This window comes from Streptomyces sp. NBC_01460 (assembly GCF_036227405.1).
Taxonomy (GTDB): domain Bacteria; phylum Actinomycetota; class Actinomycetes; order Streptomycetales; family Streptomycetaceae; genus Streptomyces.
Map to the genome: position 1 here is coordinate 640,477 of NZ_CP109473.1, position 17,204 is coordinate 657,680.

The following is a 17,204-nucleotide window of genomic DNA, read 5'->3' on the forward strand; positions in this document are numbered from 1 at the left end:
GGTGGCCGAAAGGTGCCCTGGTTCGTGTGACGAAGTACGGACATTTCTGTCACACACGGCTGCACTCGACACGAATTCCGGCAGTCGTAGACCTGTCAACCGTTGATCGTTGCACCGACCCTTTCGAGGGGCCGTTCGCCTGGTCGTGGCGCCCCGTTCACCCCGGACCCGCTCCCCCGGGCGCCCCGTCCGGGACCGCGCGGATCCGTGTAACAGAACAGACAGCGCTTTCCTGGACAGGCATTCCATTACCGCCGGGATAGAAGCTCGTGCGTTCGAGCCTTCAGCGCCCACCGCGAAGGGGCGAGGCGGGCACGCTGACCGCCACTGGTGACCAGCGCGTTCACCGGCGCCATCGGATCCAGCGCCATCGTCCTGGCCAGCAGGATGCCCACGGCCAGCGGCAGCAGGGTCACGGCCAGCGCCGAACCGGCTCCGGCGAGGTTCTGGATACGGGGGCGCGTCGGCGCTGCGGTGGGCATGCCCCCCATTCGACCAGCGGCGGCGCGGGCCGGAATCGGGTCAGGTACTCAGACCCACGGATCCCGGGTACTCAGGTCCGGCCCGGTTCGCTCCACAGGGCGGCCGTCCGCCTCGGGTGCTTAGGTGGAAGGACCGCTCGCGGTCGGAGGAGCGGAGCACTCGCGCTGTCGACCTCGAGGAGACGCGGATGGCGGACGGAGCAAGTCCTCTGGAAGGCCGTGTCGCGGTGGTGACCGGCGCCGCGCGGGGCCTCGGTGCGGCGATGGCGCGGGAACTGGCCGAGCGCGGCGCCACGGTCGCCCTGATCGGCCGGGAGGAGTCGACCCTGGCCATGGTGCGGGACACGCTCCCCGGACGGTCACGTTGCTGGGAGGTCGACATCACCGACGAGGCGGGGATGGCCGCGGTGGCCGAGGACGTACGGAGAACCCTCGGGCCCGCCTCGGTGGTGATCGCCAACGCCGGGCTGGCCGAGGGCGGGCCCTTCTCGGAATCCGACCCGGCGACCTGGCGGCGCGTGATCGAGGTGAACCTGATCGGCAGTGCCATCACCGCACGTGCCTTCCTGCCCCAGCTGCGCACGACGCGGGGGTACTTCCTGCAGATCGCGTCGCTGGCCTCCATCGGCGCGGCGCCCATGATGAGTGCCTACTGTGCGTCGAAGGCGGGTGTGGAGTCGTTCGCCCACGCGCTGCGCGCCGAGCTGGCCCACGAGGGCGTCGGGGTGGGCGTCGGCTACCTGAACTGGACCGACACCGACATGATCCGGGACGCCGACCAGCACCCCGTGCTGCGGGAACTGCGGGCCCACATGCCGAGGCCCGCCCGCAAGGTCTACCCGGCCCGGACCGTGGCGCTCCGCATGGTGCGCGCGGCGGAGCGCCGCCGCGCCGCCGTGTACGCCCCGGGGTGGCTCCGTGCCACCCAGCTGGTCCGGGCGGCGATGCCCCCCGTGGTCACGGCGCTCTCGAAGCGGGAGGTTCCCCGGCTGGAGCGCAAGGCCCGGTTCGAGGCGACAGGACTCCTGGGGGCCGGCGGGCGCGCCGACTCCGACGCGGCGGGCAGCCACCTGGCGGACGGCTGACGCGCCCCGGCCCGGCAACCCCGCGTGGAGGGGCGGGCTACTCCGCCGACGGGCCCCAGTGGGAGAACCGGGGCAGCCACTTCACCCGGTAGTCGGGGTGCCCGGCGTGCTCGGCCGCCATCTGCCGGACGACGAACCCCAGCCCCACGGCACGCCCCGAGGCGAAGTCCTGGGACGGGCGGTCCGTGTCCAGGGCCGCGATCTCCTCGTACTCGTCCAGGAGGACCCTGGTGGTCTCGACGCGGCGCAGGGTGCGCGCCGGGTCCTGGAAGGCGATGTGCCGGTCGTAGCCGCGCGACCGTACGACGAAGGCGATGCCGCTCGTGCGGTCGTGCACCTCGCCGGGTGCCTCGGCCGGCATCCGCCAGCCGTCGCCGCCCGCTTCCCGTGCGATCTGCTCCTCCTCCGCGAGGCGCGCCCGCACGAAGGCCAAGAGGTCCGAGTTGTCTGCCATCTGGTTCCGAATCCTTCTCCGTCACAGACCGCAGCGGGAGGTCGACCCACCGCCACGGACCCGTTCTGCCCGACCAGCAGAGGATGCCTCACCGGCGCTCCGTCGGCGCACTCCGTCGCGCCGGCGTTCCGGATGACGGACACACCGCACCCGCGTGCGCCGGTGACGATCAGCCGGTCGGAGGCCGGCGGGCTGCCATGAGCAGCGCGATGTCGTCGGGGCGGTCCTCGTCCTGCTGGGCCCGTCCGATGATCCGGTCCGCGGCCTCGGCGAGCGGCATGTGGCCGACCTCGGCCAGGGTGCCGCGCAGACGCTCGATGCCCTCGTCGATGTCCCTGCTCGACTTCTCCACCAGGCCGTCCGTGAACAGGGCCAGGACGGCTCCCGGGCCGAGGCGCAGCTCGGTGACCGGGTACGAGGCGTCCGGGTCGACGCCGAGCACCACCCCTCCGGGGAGGTCGAGGACCACGGTCCGGCCGTCGGCGTGCCGCAGGACGGGCTGGGGGTGTCCGGCGCGCACGGCCCTGACGACACCGGTGGCGGGGTCGAGCAGCACGTAGCAGCAGCTGGCGAACTGACCGGGGTCGAGCCCGATGAGCAGCCGGTTGGTGGCGCTCATGATCTCCTGCGGTTCCTGCCCGATGAGAGCGAAGGCCCGTACAGCGCTGCGCAGTTGGCCCATGGTGGCGGCCGCCGCGACACCGTGTCCCTGGACGTCGCCGATGACGAGCGCGAGTCCGCTGCCGGTCTCGATGACGTCGTACCAGTCGCCGCCGATCTCGATGTCCTGGGTACCCGAGAGGTAGCGCCCGACGGTGTCGACATGGTCGACGACGGGCAGCCGGTGGGGCAGCAGGGCGTCCTGGAGTCCCCGGGCGAGCGCGGACTCGGTGTCGTAGCGCTGGGCTCGCTGGAGCGCCTGGGCGATCAGCCCGGCCAGCGCGGTGAGCACGGTGCGCTCCTCCGGGCTGAACCCCCGGGGCTGGTCGAAGCCGAGGATGCACGAACCGACCGGGCGGCCCGAGGCGATCAGGGGCAGGAAGGCGCGGGCGCCGACACTGGTGTCCATGGGGATGCCGGGGTACGCCTCGCCGAGCAGTTCCATGGATTCGAAGAACAGGGGCCGTCCGGTCGTGAGCGTGTCCACGCCCGGGATGCGGGTGTCGAGGCCGACTCCGTCGAAGCGGTCCAGGAAACCACGGGGGAAGCCCGTCTCCCAGGCCAGGTAGAGGCGTCCCTCGTTCTGGAGGTAGATGGCCAGCTGTCTTCCCCCGAAGGCGGGCAGCAGTTCCTCCGTGACCACGGCCGAGACCTGGCGCGCCGTGACGGCCTCCGTCAGCGCGATGGCGAGGGCGACGGGCCGGTACAGGACGGCTGAGCGGTCGGCCGGTGAGCCGAGCTCCCCGCCCGGCGTGGTGTCGGATTCAGGGGTGCGGCCGGGCCGTCCCGAGGGGCTGAACGTGATCGTGACCCCGTCGCGGCCGGGGAACATCGCCACGGACAGCCACTGCGTCGGGGTGCGCCGGGCGAGGAAGTACACGGGGTCGTCGGAGAACAGGGCCGCCCGGTGGTGGTCCTCGTAGGCGGTGTTCGCGAGCCAGGGCAGCGCCTCCGCGAGGGAGCGTCCGGTCAGTTCCGCCTTGCTGTGGCCGAGGATCTCCTCGGCCAGGCTGTTGACGTAGGTGATCCGTCCGAGCCGGTCCTGGGACAGCACGCCGCGCGGGATCAGGTCGGCGGCGTCCGGGACGACCGGCCCGGCCCCCTGGTCGAACACGACACCGGTCAGCCTGCCCGCCCGGCCGCCGTGCTCCCCGTGGCCGGAGAGCTCGACGAGGAGGGGGCGGCCGCCCGGCCCCCAGAGCCGCATCCGGCGCACATGCGGCTCCGGGGACCGCGCGGCCCTGATCCCCAGGGCCCACAGCCCGTACACGTCCTCGGGGAGCAGCTCCGCCGTCAGCGCCTCCATCGACAGCGCCGGCGCGTCGGTCGTCCGCCCGATGCCCAGGATCTCGTGCGTGTCGTCGTCCGCGGTGACGGATCCGGCAGCCGTGTCCCACTCGAAGTGCCCGACGCGCAGCGGTCGCGCGGTGCCCGAGGGCAGCCGTACGAGCGTGGGGTCGCCGTCCCACAGGACCGGGGCCTCCTGTGCGGCGAGGTCGGCGCCGAGCCGCGCGGCGAGGGCCTCCAGCCGGCGCCGGTCCGCCCCGCCGACCGGCACCCCGCGGGTCGCGTAGCGCAGCACGACGAGCACGCCCACGGGTGCGGTCGCGCCGGGGACGGGCGCGTAGAGCGACCCGAAGGGGAACGGAAGGCCAGCCATCAGCTGCGGGAACCGGCGCATGGCGTCCTCCGCGTCCCCCAGGTACACCGGCTGGTTCGCACGGTAGGCCTCGGCGACCGGGAACGGCCGGTTCACGTGCATCCGCCACCAGGGGCGCAGGAGCGGGCCCGGCAGCCCGGCCAGCACCGCCATCCGCAGGAGGCCCGGGGTCCGGGAGCTCAGGTAGACGCCACCGGCGTACCCGCCGACGGCGTCCACCGCGCTCACCACGGCCTGGGCGAGCACCAGCGGCAGTCCGTCGGGCGTTCGGCTGCCATCGGGGCTCCAGGTCACACAGCCAGGATGCGCACGCCCGCGCCGCCGCGCACGTCCGCGTCCGGCTCGCGGCGTCAGCTTCCGGCGGGGGCGGAGAGCTCCGTGCCCGCACGCGCGCACACCGAGGCGGCCGCCTGGGTGGCGTGGGACAGCATGTCCCGTACCTCCTCAGGACCGGGATGCGCCGTGAAGGAGCCGTGGGCGCACATCCGGCTCAGCAGGCCCGCGGCGAAGGCGTCGCCCGCGCCGATCGTGTCGACGACCTCGACGGGCGCGGCCGGGACGGACACCGGTGGCGCCGTCGCGGTGTACGCCGTGCTGCCGCGGGCTCCCCGGGTGAGGACCACCAGGCGGCCTCCGGCCGCCAGCTTCCGGCAGGTCTCCTCCGGGGGCGTCCCCGGCCACAGTCTCTCCAGGTCCTCGTCGCTGGCCTTGACGACCTGGGCGAGGCCGCACAGGTCGCGCAGGGCGGCCGCGCCGTGGTCCGGGCCCAGGGTGCGGTCCCGGCGGACGTTGGGGTCCACGACGAGGAGGGACCGTCCGGCGGCCGCGAGGGCGGTGGCCCGGACGGCCGACGCGGCGGGCTCGACGACGGCCGCGAGGCCGCCCACGTACACGGCTCCGAACCCGGCGGCCTCGGCGGAGAGGTCCGGAAGCCGGAACGTCGCCGTGTCCTGGAGGTGGAAGTGGTACCCCGTGCCCCGGGCGTCCGGCTCGGCGACGGCGAGCGCCGTGGGCAGGGCGGAGCGTGCGCAGAGCGAGAGGTCGGTCCCCGCCGCCCGGAGCCGGGCCTCGATCATGGCGGCGAAGCCGTCGTCCCCCAGTCCCCCGGCGAACGAGACCGGGGTGCCCAGCCCGGCCAGTCCGACGGCCACGTTGGCCGGGGCCCCGCCGAACCGGGCCTCCCGTACACCACCGTCCCCGGCCACGGGTACGAGGTCGACGAGGGCCTCGCCGAGCACCAGGACGGCGCCGGGTCCGCCCGTCACGGCTCGACCACGATCTTGCGGCCGATGCCCGCCTTGAAGCGGTCGATCGCCTGCGGGTACCGGTCGAGCGGCAGCCGGTCACTGATGAAGACCGCCGGGTCGAGCACCCCGGTGGCGAAGAGCGCGGCGGCGCGCTCGTAGCTGTGCAGGACGGCCATCGAGCCGGTGATGGTGATCTCCTGGTTGTAGATGCGGTAGGGCTCGATGACCGCCGTCGTGGCGTAGTCGGCGACCCCGAACTGGAGGAAGGTGCCGCCCTTGGCGACGCGTCCCAGACCGTCCTGGATGGCCGCCGCGTTGCCCGTCGCGTCGATGACGACGTCCCAGCCGCCGGGCCGGTCCAGTTCGTCGGCCCCGGCGGCCGAACGGGAACAGCCCAGGAGGCCGGCCGTGGCGAGGCGTTCGGGGTTGACGTCGAGGATGTCCACGCCCGCCGCGCCGGTGCGCTTGGCGAGCTCCAGCATCATCAGGCCCATGGTTCCCGATCCGTAGATCAGCACCTCGGCTCCGAGGGTGCTGCTCAGGACGTCGTAACCCCGGACCGCGCAGGACAGCGGCTCGATCAGGGCCGCGTCCTTCACGTCGATGTGTTCGGGCAGCCGGACGCAGTTGGCCACGGGGGCCACGGCGTACTCGGCGGCGCCGCCGGAGACGGTGACGCCGATGGCGGCCCAGCGCTCGCAGAGGTTGCCGCGTCCGCTACGGCAGTAGCGGCACTCGTGGCAGTGCAGGGAGGGGTCGACGGCGACGCGGTCGCCGACGGCCAGCTCCGTGACGTCGCGCCCCACACCCACGATCTCCCCGGCGAACTCGTGGCCCGGGACGAGCGGCAGGGTGGGCGCGAACTCGCCCTGGAGGATGTGCAGATCGGTTCCGCAGAGCCCGCACGAGGCGACGGACACGACGACCTCACGGGGTCCGGGCGTGGGGTCGGGAACGGTGGTGACGGAGACCTTGCCGGGGGCTTCGACGATCGCTGCCCGCATTATTTCACTGCTCCGAGAGACAGGCCCTGGACGAGTTTGTCCTGGGCGGCGTAGCCGGCGGCGAGCACCGGCAGGGACACGACGACGGACGCGGCGCACAGCTGGGCCAGGAAGAGGCCCTGGCTGGTGACGAATCCGGTGAGGAAGACGGGCGCGGTCTGGGCGACGACACCGGTGAGCACCCGCGCGAAGAGCAGTTCGTTCCAGCTGAAGATGAAGCAGATGAGCGCGGTGGCCGCGATGCCCGGTGCGGCCATCGGCGCGACCACCCTGGCCAGGACGGTCGGCAGCCTCGCGCCGTCGACCTGGGCCGCCTCGATGACGGAAACGGGTACGTCCGCGAGGAAGGACTGCATCATCCAGACGGCGATCGGCAGGTTCATCGAGGTGTAGAGCAGGACGAGGAGCCAGATGTTGTCGAGCAGCCCGGCGTTCTTGGCGAACAGGTAGACGGGCAGGAGCCCCGCGACGACGGGCAGCATCTTCGTGGAGAGGAAGAAGAACATCACGTCCGTCCACTTGCGCACCCGCCGGATGGAGAGGGCGTACGCCGCCGGGAGCGCCAGCAGCAGCACCAGGAGCGTGGAGAAGAAGGACGCGCCCAGGGAGTTGAGCAGGGGCGGCCACGGGGTGACGCCCGTGTCGGCGCCGAAGAAGGCCCGGTAGCCGTCGAGGGTGAGCGGCGCGAAGAGGGAGGGCGGGTTGGTCGCGGCGTCGGACTCGGCGTGCAGCGAGGTCAGCAGCATCCACAGGGCGGGCAGGCAGAAGGCCAGCCCTGCCGCCCAGGCCAGCAGGCCCAGTGCAGCGGATCGCCGTCGGGCCCGTCGCAGGAAGCGTCGCGCGTCCGGGGCGGGCGCGGGGACGGTGGTGGTGGTCATGCGCGGTTCGCCTCCTCACTGAAGAGGGACGAGACGGTCCGGAGCGCGAAGGTGGCGATGACGATCGTGCCGATCACCACCACGACCCCCGCGGCGGACGCCAGTCCGTATTCGTGGGCCTGGTAGAAGGTCTGGTAGATCGTGTAGGGCAGGTTGGCGGTGCCGAGGCCGCCCGCGGTGATGGTGAAGACGGCGTCGAAGTTCTGCACGATGTAGACGGCGCCGAGCAGCACCCCGAGTTCGAGGTATCTGCGCAGGTGCGGCAGGGTCAGGTAGCGGAAGGTCTGCCAGGCGCTCGCCCCGTCGAGGCGTGCCGCCTCGACGACCTCGGCGGGCCGGCTCTGGAGCCCCGCGAGCAGGATGAGCATCATGAACGGCGTCCACTGCCAGACCAGTGCGGCGATGACGGCGAGCAGCGGCATGTCCGCGATCCAGTCCGGCTGGCTCGGGCTCGTGTCGCCGAAGAGCTCACCGAGCCAGCTCAGCGCGCCGTTGAGGAGGCCGTACTCCGGGTTGTAGAGCGCGTGCTTCCAGAGCAGGGCGGCCGAGACGGGCACGATCAGGAACGGCGTGATGAGCAGGGTGCGGACCAGGCCGCGGCCGAAGAACGTGCGGTCCAGGAGCAGGGCCAGGCCGAGTCCGAGGACCACGGTGGCGATGACCACGCCGGCCGTCAGGAGGATCGTGGTGAGGACGGATTCGCGCAGTGCGGTGTCCGTGAAGACGGAGGCGTAGTTGTCGAGGCCGTTGAAGGCGCGCTTGTCGGGGTTGAGGGAGTTCCAGTCGAAGAGGGAGATCACCAGGGTCGCCACGAACGGCAGCTGGGTGACGGCGATCAGGAAGACCAGGGCGGGCAGGAGCGGGGCCCTGGTGGCCCAGGCCCGGGGGCCGGTCCTCCTCCGTCCGGGTGCGGCGGGCGGCCGGGGCGGCGACTGCGGGGTGGTGCCGACTGCTGTGGTCATCGGTACTCCTCGGCGACCTGTTCGGCCAGCTTCTGGGAGGTGGCCAGGGCCTTGTCGACGGACTGGCGGCCGGCGACGGCCTCGCTGATCTCCTGCGCGACCCGGGTGCCGAGATCGGTGAACTCGGGGATGCCGACGAACTGGATCCCGGGGACGGGGCGCGGCTGGGTGCCCGGGTTCTTCGGGTCCGCGCCGGAGATGGCCTGCTCGGTGACGTCCGCGAACGCGCCGGCCGCCTCCAGGTAGGCGGGGTTGTCGTAGGTGGACGCCCTTTTGCCCGCCGGGACGTTGGCCCAGCCGCTGCTCTCGCCGACGAGTTCCTCGTACTCCTTGCCGGAGGCCCAGGAGACGAACTTCCAGGCGTCGTCGGACTTCTTGGACGCCTTCTGGATGCCCCAGGCCCAGGTGTAGAGCCATCCGGAGCTCTTCGTCCTGTCCACCGGCGCCGGCACGTAGCCGATCTTCCCCTTCACAGGGGAGCCGGCCGCCTCCAGCGAGCCGGCGCCCGCCGTCGCGTCGTACCACATGGCGGTCTTGCCCTGGGTCATGTTGTTGAGGCATTCCGCGTACCCCGACTGGGAGGCACCGCGCTCCCCGTGTTTGCGCACCAGGTCGACGTAGAAGCGGGTGGCCTTCTTGAACTCCGGTGAGGTGAGCCGCGGTTGCCAGTCCTCGGTGAACCAGGTGCCGCCCATGGTGTTGACGACGGTGGTGAGCGGTGCGACGAGTTCGCCCCAGCCGGGCAGTCCCCGCAGGCAGATTCCCTTCATGCCGGGCTCGGCACCGTCCGCGTCCGCAGCGAGAGCGGCCACCTCCTTCCAGGTGGGGTGCGGGGGCATCGTCAGGCCCTTGGCCTCGAAGACGTCCTTGCGGTACATCAGGAAGGACGACTCCCCGTAGAAGGGTTCGGCGTAGAGCTCGCCCTCCGCGGTGAGCGACTCCCTCAGGGGTTCGAGGATGTCGTCCTGGTCGAAGGCGGGGTCCTGCTCGGCGTACGTGTCGAGCGGGTGCAGCCAGTCGTTCTTCGCGAAGAAGGGCACCTCGAAGTTGCTGATGGTGCCGACGTCGTACTGTCCGGCCTGGTTGGAGAAGTCCTGGCTGATCTTGTCGCGGACGTCGTTCTCCGGGAGCACGGTGAAGTGCACCTTGATGCCGGTCTCCGCGGTGAAGTGCTCGGCGGTGAGCTTCTGCAGCTCGATCATCTGGGGGTTGTTCACCATGAGTACGTTCAACGCGTCACCCCCTCCGAACGCGGTTCCGCCGGCTCCGGCGCACCCGGTGCCGAGAAGGGCCATGGCTGCCGTGCCCGCGACCGCGCGCACGCGGGTCCCGCGGCGTCGTTGCTGGTGGGGCATAAAGTCTCCTGATCGGTCGTAGCGGCTCGTGGTCGGTGCCCCTGGGGGCCCTGCCCTTTCCGGGCACGGCGGGGCCGGCCTCCGGCCTCCTGACGGGGACGAGGTGGTGAAGGAGCGGGTCCGGGTCAGACCCGGATCACGTGGGGGCCGAGCAGGGAGTAGCGCTGGGCCTCGGCCGAGGGCAGCCCGGTGTCGGTGACGACGGCCTCGAAGTCGCCGACGCCCGCGAAGCGGCAGAAGCTCACCGCTCCGAACTTCGAGTGGACCCCGGCGAAGACACGGCGGCGGGCGCTCCGCATGGCCTGCGCCTTGACCTCGCCGACCGCCGGGTCCGGGGTGGTCAGCCCGTACTGGCGGGAGATGCCGTTCGCCCCGACGTACGCCAGGTCGATGACGAAGTCGGCGAGCATGCGGGTGGCCCAGTGGTCGACGGTCGCCATGGTGCTGCCGCGAAGGCGCCCGCCGAGCAGGAGCACGGCGGTCTTCTCCGCGTCCGCGAGGACGGTGGCGACGGCCAGGGACGCCGTGACCACGGTCAGCGGCCGGTCCTTGGGAAGGGCCTCGGCGATGAGCTGCGGGGTGAAGCCCTCGTCGACGAACACCGTCTCGGCGTCACCGAGGAGGTCGGCGGCGGCCTTGGCGATCCGTGACTTCTGCGGCACGTGGTGGGTGGTGCGCATGGCCAGGGTCGTCTCGAATCCCGCGCTCTCGACCGGGTACGCACCGCCGTGCGTGCGCCGCACGAGACCGTGCTCCTCCAGGGTGTGCAGGTCGCGCCTGATGGTCTCCTTGGCGACGTCGAACCGTTCGGCCAGCCGGTTCACGTCGACCGCCCCGTCCTGCCGGGCCGTCTCGAGAATTCCCCGTCGGCGTTCCTCGGTGCCCACGACACATCCCTGCACTAGTACGGATCCGGTGGGGTCCCGGCGTCCGTTCGGGCCCATGCACTGTTTGTACAAGCTCGAACGGTCCTACGACCAGCACCTTCGCGTCACGGGCTGCGCCCGTTCATGCCCGTTTCACCACGGGTTTCTGCACTGGTGGCCCGGGTCACGGGGGTGGCCGACCGCCCGGACGGTGCCCACTTGGCCCATGAGTGTGCCCGTTCGGTGCCCGTATGCGGTCACGGACACCAGGGCTTTTAGCACGGGCGGCCCGGTGAGGCAGGAAGAACGGCCGGTAAATGACTGATTGCGTACCTCAAAATACGATTTCGGCCAACAATCCGTGTCCCGGGCTCCTTCGGACAACCTCAGGCCCGGCAGTCGCCTCTCATGGGCCGAAGCGACTCCACCGCCCCACCGGGCACCCGGACATCGGAGAACGATGAGCACCAGAACCCCCCGCAACCGGCTGTGGCGTCCGGCGGTCGCCGCCGCCGCGGCGATCGCCGTGACCGCGGGCGTCGCCGCCGCCACGCCCGATTCGAAGAAGGCGGCAGCGGTCCCCCGGCTGTCCCTGGTCGCCGCGTCGAATTCGGTGACGCTCGACTCGTGGAAGGAGGAGCCCGGCGTCTACCTCGACCTCGGGACGTACCTCACCGCCTCCGGCGCACCGCTCGAACTACGTGTGACCAGGAAGAGCTACAAGGATCCGGTCGTCGCCACCCAGATCATCCGCGAGGGGACGAAGACCCGGACCCGGACCCTTCCCGAACGGCTGGTGAAGGACTTCTCGGGGCTGCCCGGCTTCATCGACGTCACGGTCAGGGACACCGCGGGCAAGACGGTGGCGACGCGTACGGAGTCGTTCTGCCCGAACAACGCCTCGGGCCGCATCAAGCCCGACGCCCCGGCCACGTCGAAGTATCCCGAGAGCTGTCCCGTGAATCCCTTCACCCTCGGCTCGGTATGGGGTGTCGAGAAGGGCTGGGCGTCCAACACCTACGCCGGCTACTACTCGGCGCCGGTCGTCCTTCCGGCCGGCGCGTACACCGCCGAGGTATCCGTCACCAAGCGCTACCGGGACATCTTCAAGATCGCCGACACGCCGAAGAAGATCAAGCTGACGGTGCGCGAACGCAGTTGGGAGGAGGAGAACCCCGCTTCCACCCCTGCCGCCCGCTCGGCGTCCGGGCACGCGGGACACGGGGCCGGGCACTCGGCCCATGCCGGCCACACAGCGGCGCGTCCGCCGGCGCCGGTGTCCGCGACCACCGGCGCGGGCACCTCGTACAACGTGGGCCACGGACCCTACACGCCGGCGCCCCCCGCTCTGCCCTGGGCCGCCGCGCGACAGGGCCTCCGGGCCGCGCAGGGCGACGGGCCGGGCCGTACGGACGGCTCCCGGCAGGCACCCGCGGTGCGGCCGAACGCCCAGCGCCCGACGGGCAGGGCGGCCGTGCCGGACGTGCCCAAGCCCGACCTGCGCTCCCTGCCCGCCTACGGCATCACCATCGGCGCCGGTGATCCCGGGGCCCCCGGCAAGGACCATCTGGCCTTCAGCGCCAACGTGTGGAACGCGGGCCCCGCCCAGTTGGTGGTGGACGGCTTCCGCAAGCCGGGCAACGCGCTCATGGACGCCTACCAGTACTTCTACGACGCCTCGGGCAAGCAGGTCGGCTACACCCCGACCGGCACGATGGAGTGGGACCCCCGCCCTGGTCACGAGCACTGGCACTTCACCGACTTCGCGAGCTACCGACTGCTGAAGGCCGACAAGAAGGAGACCGTGCGCAGCGGCAAGGAGGCTTTCTGCCTGGCCAACACCGACGCGGTCGACTACACGGTGAAGAACGCCAACTGGCACCCCGACAACACGGATCTGTCCACGGCGTGCGGCCAGGAGAACTCCATCTCCGTGCGGGAGGTGCTCGACGTGGGTTCCGGTGACACGTACACCCAGGACCTTCCCGGGCAGTCCTTCGACATCACCGGGCTGCCGAACGGCACGTACTTCATCCAGGTGCTGGCCAACCCGGAGAAGCGGCTCGAGGAGACCGACCTCGGCAACAACAGCGCCCTGCGGAAGGTGGTCCTGGGCGGCAAGCCCGGTGCCCGCACGGTGACCGTGCCCCGGCACGAGCTGGTCGACGCCCCCTGACCGTCGCGTGGGAGGGGCCCCGGACGCACAGGGCCCCTCCTACGGCGGTACCACGGAGCCAAATGGTCACCACCGGAGGGAAGTTGATGGCAGACTGCGCAGGTGGAGCAGCCACCTCACCTGCAGCGGAGCATGTCATGACGACCGGAACACCCCAGCCACCCATCGACACCAGCAGGCCCCACTCGGCGCGGGTGTACGACTCGTTGCTCGGCGGCAAGGACAACTACCCGGTGGACCAGGCGGTCGCCGAGCACCTGCCGGCCGAGGCGAAGGCCGGGGCCTTCCAGAACCGCGCCTTCATGAACCGCGCGACGGCCTGGCTGGCCGGGGAGGGCGTGGACCAGTTCCTCGACATAGGCACGGGCATACCCACCGCGCCGAACCTGCACCAGATCGCCCAGGAGATCGCTCCCGCGTCGCGCGTCGTGTACTGCGACAACGACCCGATCGTCCTCCGGCACGCCGAGGCCCTCCTCGTCAGCCGCCCGGAGGGGGCAACGGACTACGTGCACGCGGACGTGCTCCAGCCGGCCACGATCATCTCGGCGGCGCACAAGGTCCTGGACTTCGACCGCCCCGTCGCCCTCTCGCTGCTGGGTCTCCTCCACTTCCTGCCCGACGACGTCGACCCCGTGGGCATCGTGCGCACGCTGACGTCCGAGCTGTGCCGGGGCAGCTACGTGGTGCTCTCCCAGGGCGCCTCCGACGTGAACCCCGAGCGCGGGGAGCAGGGAGCGGCCGAGTACGGCAAGGGCGGCATCCGGCTCGCGCTGCGCACCCGCGCGGAGTTCGCCCGCTTCTTCGACGGCCTCGACATCGTCGAGCCGGGCCTGGTGACGGCCCCCGAGTGGTTCCGCGGCACTCCGGCTCCCCGGCCGGAGCTGAGCGGCGTGTACGTCGCCGTCGCCCGTATCACGTAGCACCGGCCCTGGAAGGGACGCCCTCATGGCAGACGGAGACCGGCCCGCGGCAGCCGTGGCCTTCGACGCGATCGGCGACGCCTACGAACGGGCCTTCGCCGGCTCGGCCGCGCACCGGGCCTCGCTGGCCCGGCTGCTCGGCGGGCTCGCTCCGCACAGCAGGATCCTGGACGTCGGCAGCGGAACGGGCCGGCCGACCGCCGAGACCCTGGCGTCCGCCGGACACGAGGTGCTGGGTATGGACGTCTCGCCCGTCATGGTCGAGCTGGCGTCCCACCGGGTTCCGGGGGCGTCCTTCCGGCAGGCCGACATCCGCGAGACCCCCCTCGGGGAGGGAGATTTCGACGCGGTCTGTGTCTACTTCTCGCTCCTGCAGATGTCCCGCGAGGAGCAGCGCTCCGTCGTGGCCCGGCTGGCGGGTGCGCTCAGGCCGGGCGGGCATCTCGTCCTGGCGACGGTTCCGCTGGACGTGGAGGATGTGGGCGCCGTCTTCATGGGCCAGGAGGTGCGGGTGACCAGCTTCGGCCCGGAGTCGTTCAGGGCGCTCGTGGCCGGGGCCGGGCTCGTCGTCGAGGACGAGGACGACACGGTGTTCACCCCGGCCCACCCCGGCGCAGTACCCGAGCCGCACCTCTTCCTCCACTGCCGCCGGGAGCCGGTGCCGCCGGTTCACTGACACGGCCGCCGCGCCTCAGACCGGGCCGTTCACCCCGGGCTGCAGCAGCTGCTCCGTCCAGATGACCTTGCCGCCGTCGTCGGTGTAGCGGGTGCCCCAGCGTTCGGCCAGCTGGGCGACGAGGAAGAGGCCGCGGCCGCCTTCGTCCATGCTGGCCGCCTGGCGCAGGTGCGGCGAGGTGCTGCTGCGGTCGGACACCTCGCAGATCAGCGTCCGGTCACGGAGCAGCCGTACGCGGATGGGGCCGGTGGCGTAGCGGATGGAGTTGGTGACCAGCTCGCTGAGGATCAGCTCGGTCGTGAACGCCTCCTCGACCAGATCCCACTCGGCCAGCTTGCGGGAGACCTGGGCGCGGACCTCGGAGACGGCCGAGGGATCCGAGGGCACGTCCCACTCGGCCACGTTCTCCGCGGCGAGGCGAAGGGTGCGGCCGACGAGCAGGGCGACGTCGTCGCGGGCGCGGGCCGGCACGAGGACGCGGAGCACGACCTCGCAGGTCTCCTCGGGCGTCCGCTCGGGGTGTCCGGCCAGGGTGCCGCGCAGCAGTTCCAGCCCCTCGTCGATGTCGCGGAGCCGCTCCTCGACGAGCCCGTCCGTGTAGAGCACCAGACGGCTGTTCTCCGGGAGCTGGATGTCCAGGGTCTCGAAGGGCATGCCCCCCAGGCCCAGGGGCGGGCCGCCGGGCACGTCGGCGAAGGCGGCGCTGCCGTCGGGGCCGACGATCACCGGCTGGAGGTGACCGGCCCGGGCCATGCTGCAGCGCCCGGACACCGGGTCGTAGATCGCGTAGAGGCAGGTGGCCCCGGTGACTCCGCCGCCCTCCGAGCCGTCGGCCGACTCGTCCTGGTCGATGCGGGCGACGAGCTCGTCCAGGTGCCACAGGAGCTCGTCGGGCGGCAGGTCCAGGGTCGAGAAGTTGTGGACGGCGGTACGCAGGCGCCCCATGGTGGCCGCGGCGTGGAGTCCGTGTCCCACCACGTCCCCGACCACGAGGGCGACCCGGGCACCGGGCAGCGGGATGATGTCGAACCAGTCGCCGCCGACCCCGCCCAGCCCGCCGAGTCCGGCCTGCGCGGGAAGGTAGCGGTAGGCGGCGTCGATGGCGCTCTGGTCGGGGAGGCCCTGCGGCAGCAGGCTGCGCTGCAGGGTGACCGCCACGTTGTGCTCGCGTGAGTAGCGGCGCGCGTTGTCTATGCTCACGGCGGCCCGGGCGACGAGTTCCTCCGCGACGGACAGGTCCTCGTCCTCGAACGGCTCCGGCTTCTGCGCCCGCCAGAACATGGCAACGCCGAGGATCACGCCCCTGGCCCGCATCGGGACGGCCATCAGCGAGTGGAATCCGGACTCCATGATGCGCTCGGCCCGTTCCGGGTGCTGCTGCTCCCAGCCGGAGCGCTGTGCCAGGTCGGTGTCGAGGACGGCGTCGCCCCTGAGCAGGCCGGCACCGATCGCGGTGGTCGGCAGGAAGCGGATCACCGCCCCCAGGGGATAGAGCCCCGTGTCCTCGCGGGGGCCGCTGAAGGCCGACCGGCGCAGGCCCTCGGTGCTGGCGCGGACGGCGGTGGGCTCCTCGCCGCGCAGCACGCCCTCGGCCAGGTCCACGGTGGCGTAGTCGGCGAATCTGGCCGTCGCGAAGTCGACCAGCTCTTCGCAGGTCCGCACGACGTCCAGGGCGGTGCCGATCTCCGTGCCCGCGTCGTAGAGGAGCTTCAGCCGGCCGCGCGCCATGGCGGCCTTGCCCGTGAGGGCCTGCAGCTCCGTGGTGTCCCGCAGGGTCGTCACGGAGCCGGGCGGTCCGCCGTGCCTGTCGGTGGCGCGCTGGCTGACGGCCAGGAGGCGGTCTCCCACGGAGTGCACCTCGTCGGTCGCGCTGCGTCCCGAGGTGAGCAGCCCGGTGGTGGCGGGGTCGAGGCCGAGCTCCGCGACGGGCCTGCCCTCGATGTCCGGGGGGAGACCGAGGAGCCGCCGCGCCTCGTCGTTGGCCAGCAGCAGCACGCCGTCTCCGCCGATGATGAGCACGCCTTCCCGGACGGAGTGGAGAACGGCGTCGTGATGCTCGTACATCCGGGTCATCTCGGTCGGGCCGAGGCCGTGGGTCTGGCGTTTCAGCCGTCGGGTGACGAGGGCCGTGCCTGCCATGGAGAGCAGCAGTATCCCGGCGGCGGAGCCGAACAGGAGGGGGAACTGGTTCTCGACGACGCCGCTGACGTTCTTGATGGTGATGCCGGCGGAGACGAGGCCCACCACCGTGCCGTCCGCCCCGGACACGGGCACCACGGCCTGGATGAGCGGGCCGATGGTGCCGTCGATCTTCTCGGTGACGACCTGGCCCTTGAGGGCGGGTTCCACGTCTCCGACGAACTTCTTGCCGATGCGGTCGGGGAGCGGGTGCGTGTAGCGGACGAGGTCGAGGTTGGCGACGACGATGAAGTCGACGCCGGATCCCTTCCGCGCCGCCTCGGCCTTCGGCTGCAGCACGGCGGTGGGGTCGGGGCTCTCCAGGGCGGCTTCCATGCCCGGGGCGTTCGCGAAGGTCTCGGCCACGGCGACGGAGCGGTTGCGGGCTTCGCGCTCGCTGTCGGCACGGGACTGCAGCACGAGCGCGGCCACGGCGGCAGCGACGATCAGCACCACGATCGCCACCTGCAGGAGAAAGACCTGACCAGCGAGGCTTCTCATCCGGAGAAACGAACGCGGGCGGCCGTAGCGTCCGGCCATGTCCCCCTTTTTACACCCTGCCCATACGCCGGGCGAGCCGTGCGCGGCGGCTTTCGGA

Annotated in this window: 14 protein-coding genes; 4 read left to right on the forward strand and 10 right to left on the reverse strand. The window is 71.8% G+C overall.

Going from position 1 to position 17,204, the window contains the following annotated elements; all coding sequences use genetic code 11:
* Window positions 1-248: 248 nt before the first annotated feature.
* Window positions 249-482, reverse strand: a complete 234-nt coding sequence (locus OG488_RS02935) for a hypothetical protein (RefSeq protein ID WP_329225615.1) — start codon at window positions 480-482, stop codon at window positions 249-251.
* A gap of 188 nt (window positions 483-670) precedes the next feature.
* Between OG488_RS02935 and OG488_RS02940 the strand changes: the two genes are divergently transcribed.
* Window positions 671-1,567, forward strand: a complete 897-nt coding sequence (locus OG488_RS02940) for an SDR family oxidoreductase (RefSeq protein ID WP_329225617.1) — start codon at window positions 671-673, stop codon at window positions 1,565-1,567.
* A 37-nt stretch (window positions 1,568-1,604) separates the two neighbouring features.
* On the opposite strand, the gene OG488_RS02945 is transcribed toward OG488_RS02940, so the two are convergent.
* From OG488_RS02945 to OG488_RS02980, 8 genes are all read right to left on the reverse strand, one after another.
* A complete protein-coding gene (locus tag OG488_RS02945) occupies window positions 1,605-2,021 on the reverse strand; it encodes a DUF6221 family protein (protein ID WP_329225619.1) in 417 nt (138 codons plus the stop codon).
* A gap of 169 nt (window positions 2,022-2,190) precedes the next feature.
* Window positions 2,191-4,635: a SpoIIE family protein phosphatase gene (locus OG488_RS02950; RefSeq protein WP_329225621.1), complete on the reverse strand. Its 2,445-nt coding sequence runs from the start codon at window positions 4,633-4,635 to the stop codon at window positions 2,191-2,193.
* A gap of 56 nt (window positions 4,636-4,691) precedes the next feature.
* Window positions 4,692-5,606: a PfkB family carbohydrate kinase gene (locus OG488_RS02955; protein WP_329225623.1), complete on the reverse strand. Its 915-nt coding sequence runs from the start codon at window positions 5,604-5,606 to the stop codon at window positions 4,692-4,694.
* The gene (locus tag OG488_RS02960) at window positions 5,603-6,592 is read right to left on the reverse strand and encodes a zinc-dependent alcohol dehydrogenase family protein (protein WP_329225625.1); all 990 of its coding nucleotides are present in this window, start codon (window positions 6,590-6,592) and stop codon (window positions 5,603-5,605) included. Before OG488_RS02960 ends, OG488_RS02955 begins: the two co-directional genes overlap by 4 nt.
* Window positions 6,592-7,470, reverse strand: a complete 879-nt coding sequence (locus tag OG488_RS02965; RefSeq protein WP_329225628.1) for a carbohydrate ABC transporter permease — start codon at window positions 7,468-7,470, stop codon at window positions 6,592-6,594. Before OG488_RS02965 ends, OG488_RS02960 begins: the two co-directional genes overlap by 1 nt.
* The gene (locus tag OG488_RS02970; RefSeq protein ID WP_329225629.1) at window positions 7,467-8,432 is read right to left on the reverse strand and encodes a carbohydrate ABC transporter permease; all 966 of its coding nucleotides are present in this window, start codon (window positions 8,430-8,432) and stop codon (window positions 7,467-7,469) included. The genes OG488_RS02965 and OG488_RS02970 overlap by 4 nt, the downstream gene beginning before the upstream one ends.
* Window positions 8,429-9,787 (reverse strand): ABC transporter substrate-binding protein, encoded by a 1,359-nt coding sequence (locus OG488_RS02975; protein ID WP_329225631.1) that lies wholly within the window; start codon window positions 9,785-9,787, stop codon window positions 8,429-8,431. The genes OG488_RS02970 and OG488_RS02975 overlap by 4 nt, the downstream gene beginning before the upstream one ends.
* A gap of 125 nt (window positions 9,788-9,912) precedes the next feature.
* Window positions 9,913-10,674, reverse strand: a complete 762-nt coding sequence (locus OG488_RS02980) for a DeoR/GlpR family DNA-binding transcription regulator (RefSeq protein ID WP_329225632.1) — start codon at window positions 10,672-10,674, stop codon at window positions 9,913-9,915.
* Window positions 10,675-11,113: 439 nt separating this feature from the next.
* Here OG488_RS02980 and OG488_RS02985 point away from each other — a divergent pair, with 439 nt between their 5' ends.
* The 3 genes from OG488_RS02985 to OG488_RS02995 all read left to right on the forward strand — a co-directional run bounded on the left by OG488_RS02985 (window position 11,114) and on the right by OG488_RS02995 (window position 14,428).
* On the forward strand, window positions 11,114-12,829 hold the full coding sequence (locus tag OG488_RS02985) for a lysyl oxidase family protein (protein ID WP_329225634.1): 1,716 nt from the start codon (window positions 11,114-11,116) through the stop codon (window positions 12,827-12,829).
* Window positions 12,830-12,966: 137 nt separating this feature from the next.
* Entirely contained in the window at window positions 12,967-13,752 is a 786-nt protein-coding gene (locus OG488_RS02990; protein WP_329225636.1) for an SAM-dependent methyltransferase, read from the forward strand.
* A gap of 25 nt (window positions 13,753-13,777) precedes the next feature.
* Entirely contained in the window at window positions 13,778-14,428 is a 651-nt protein-coding gene (locus OG488_RS02995) for a class I SAM-dependent methyltransferase (RefSeq protein ID WP_329225638.1), read from the forward strand.
* Window positions 14,429-14,443: 15 nt separating this feature from the next.
* On the opposite strand, the gene OG488_RS03000 is transcribed toward OG488_RS02995, so the two are convergent.
* Entirely contained in the window at window positions 14,444-17,146 is a 2,703-nt protein-coding gene (locus OG488_RS03000) for a SpoIIE family protein phosphatase (protein WP_329225640.1), read from the reverse strand.
* Window positions 17,147-17,204 lie beyond the last annotated feature (58 nt).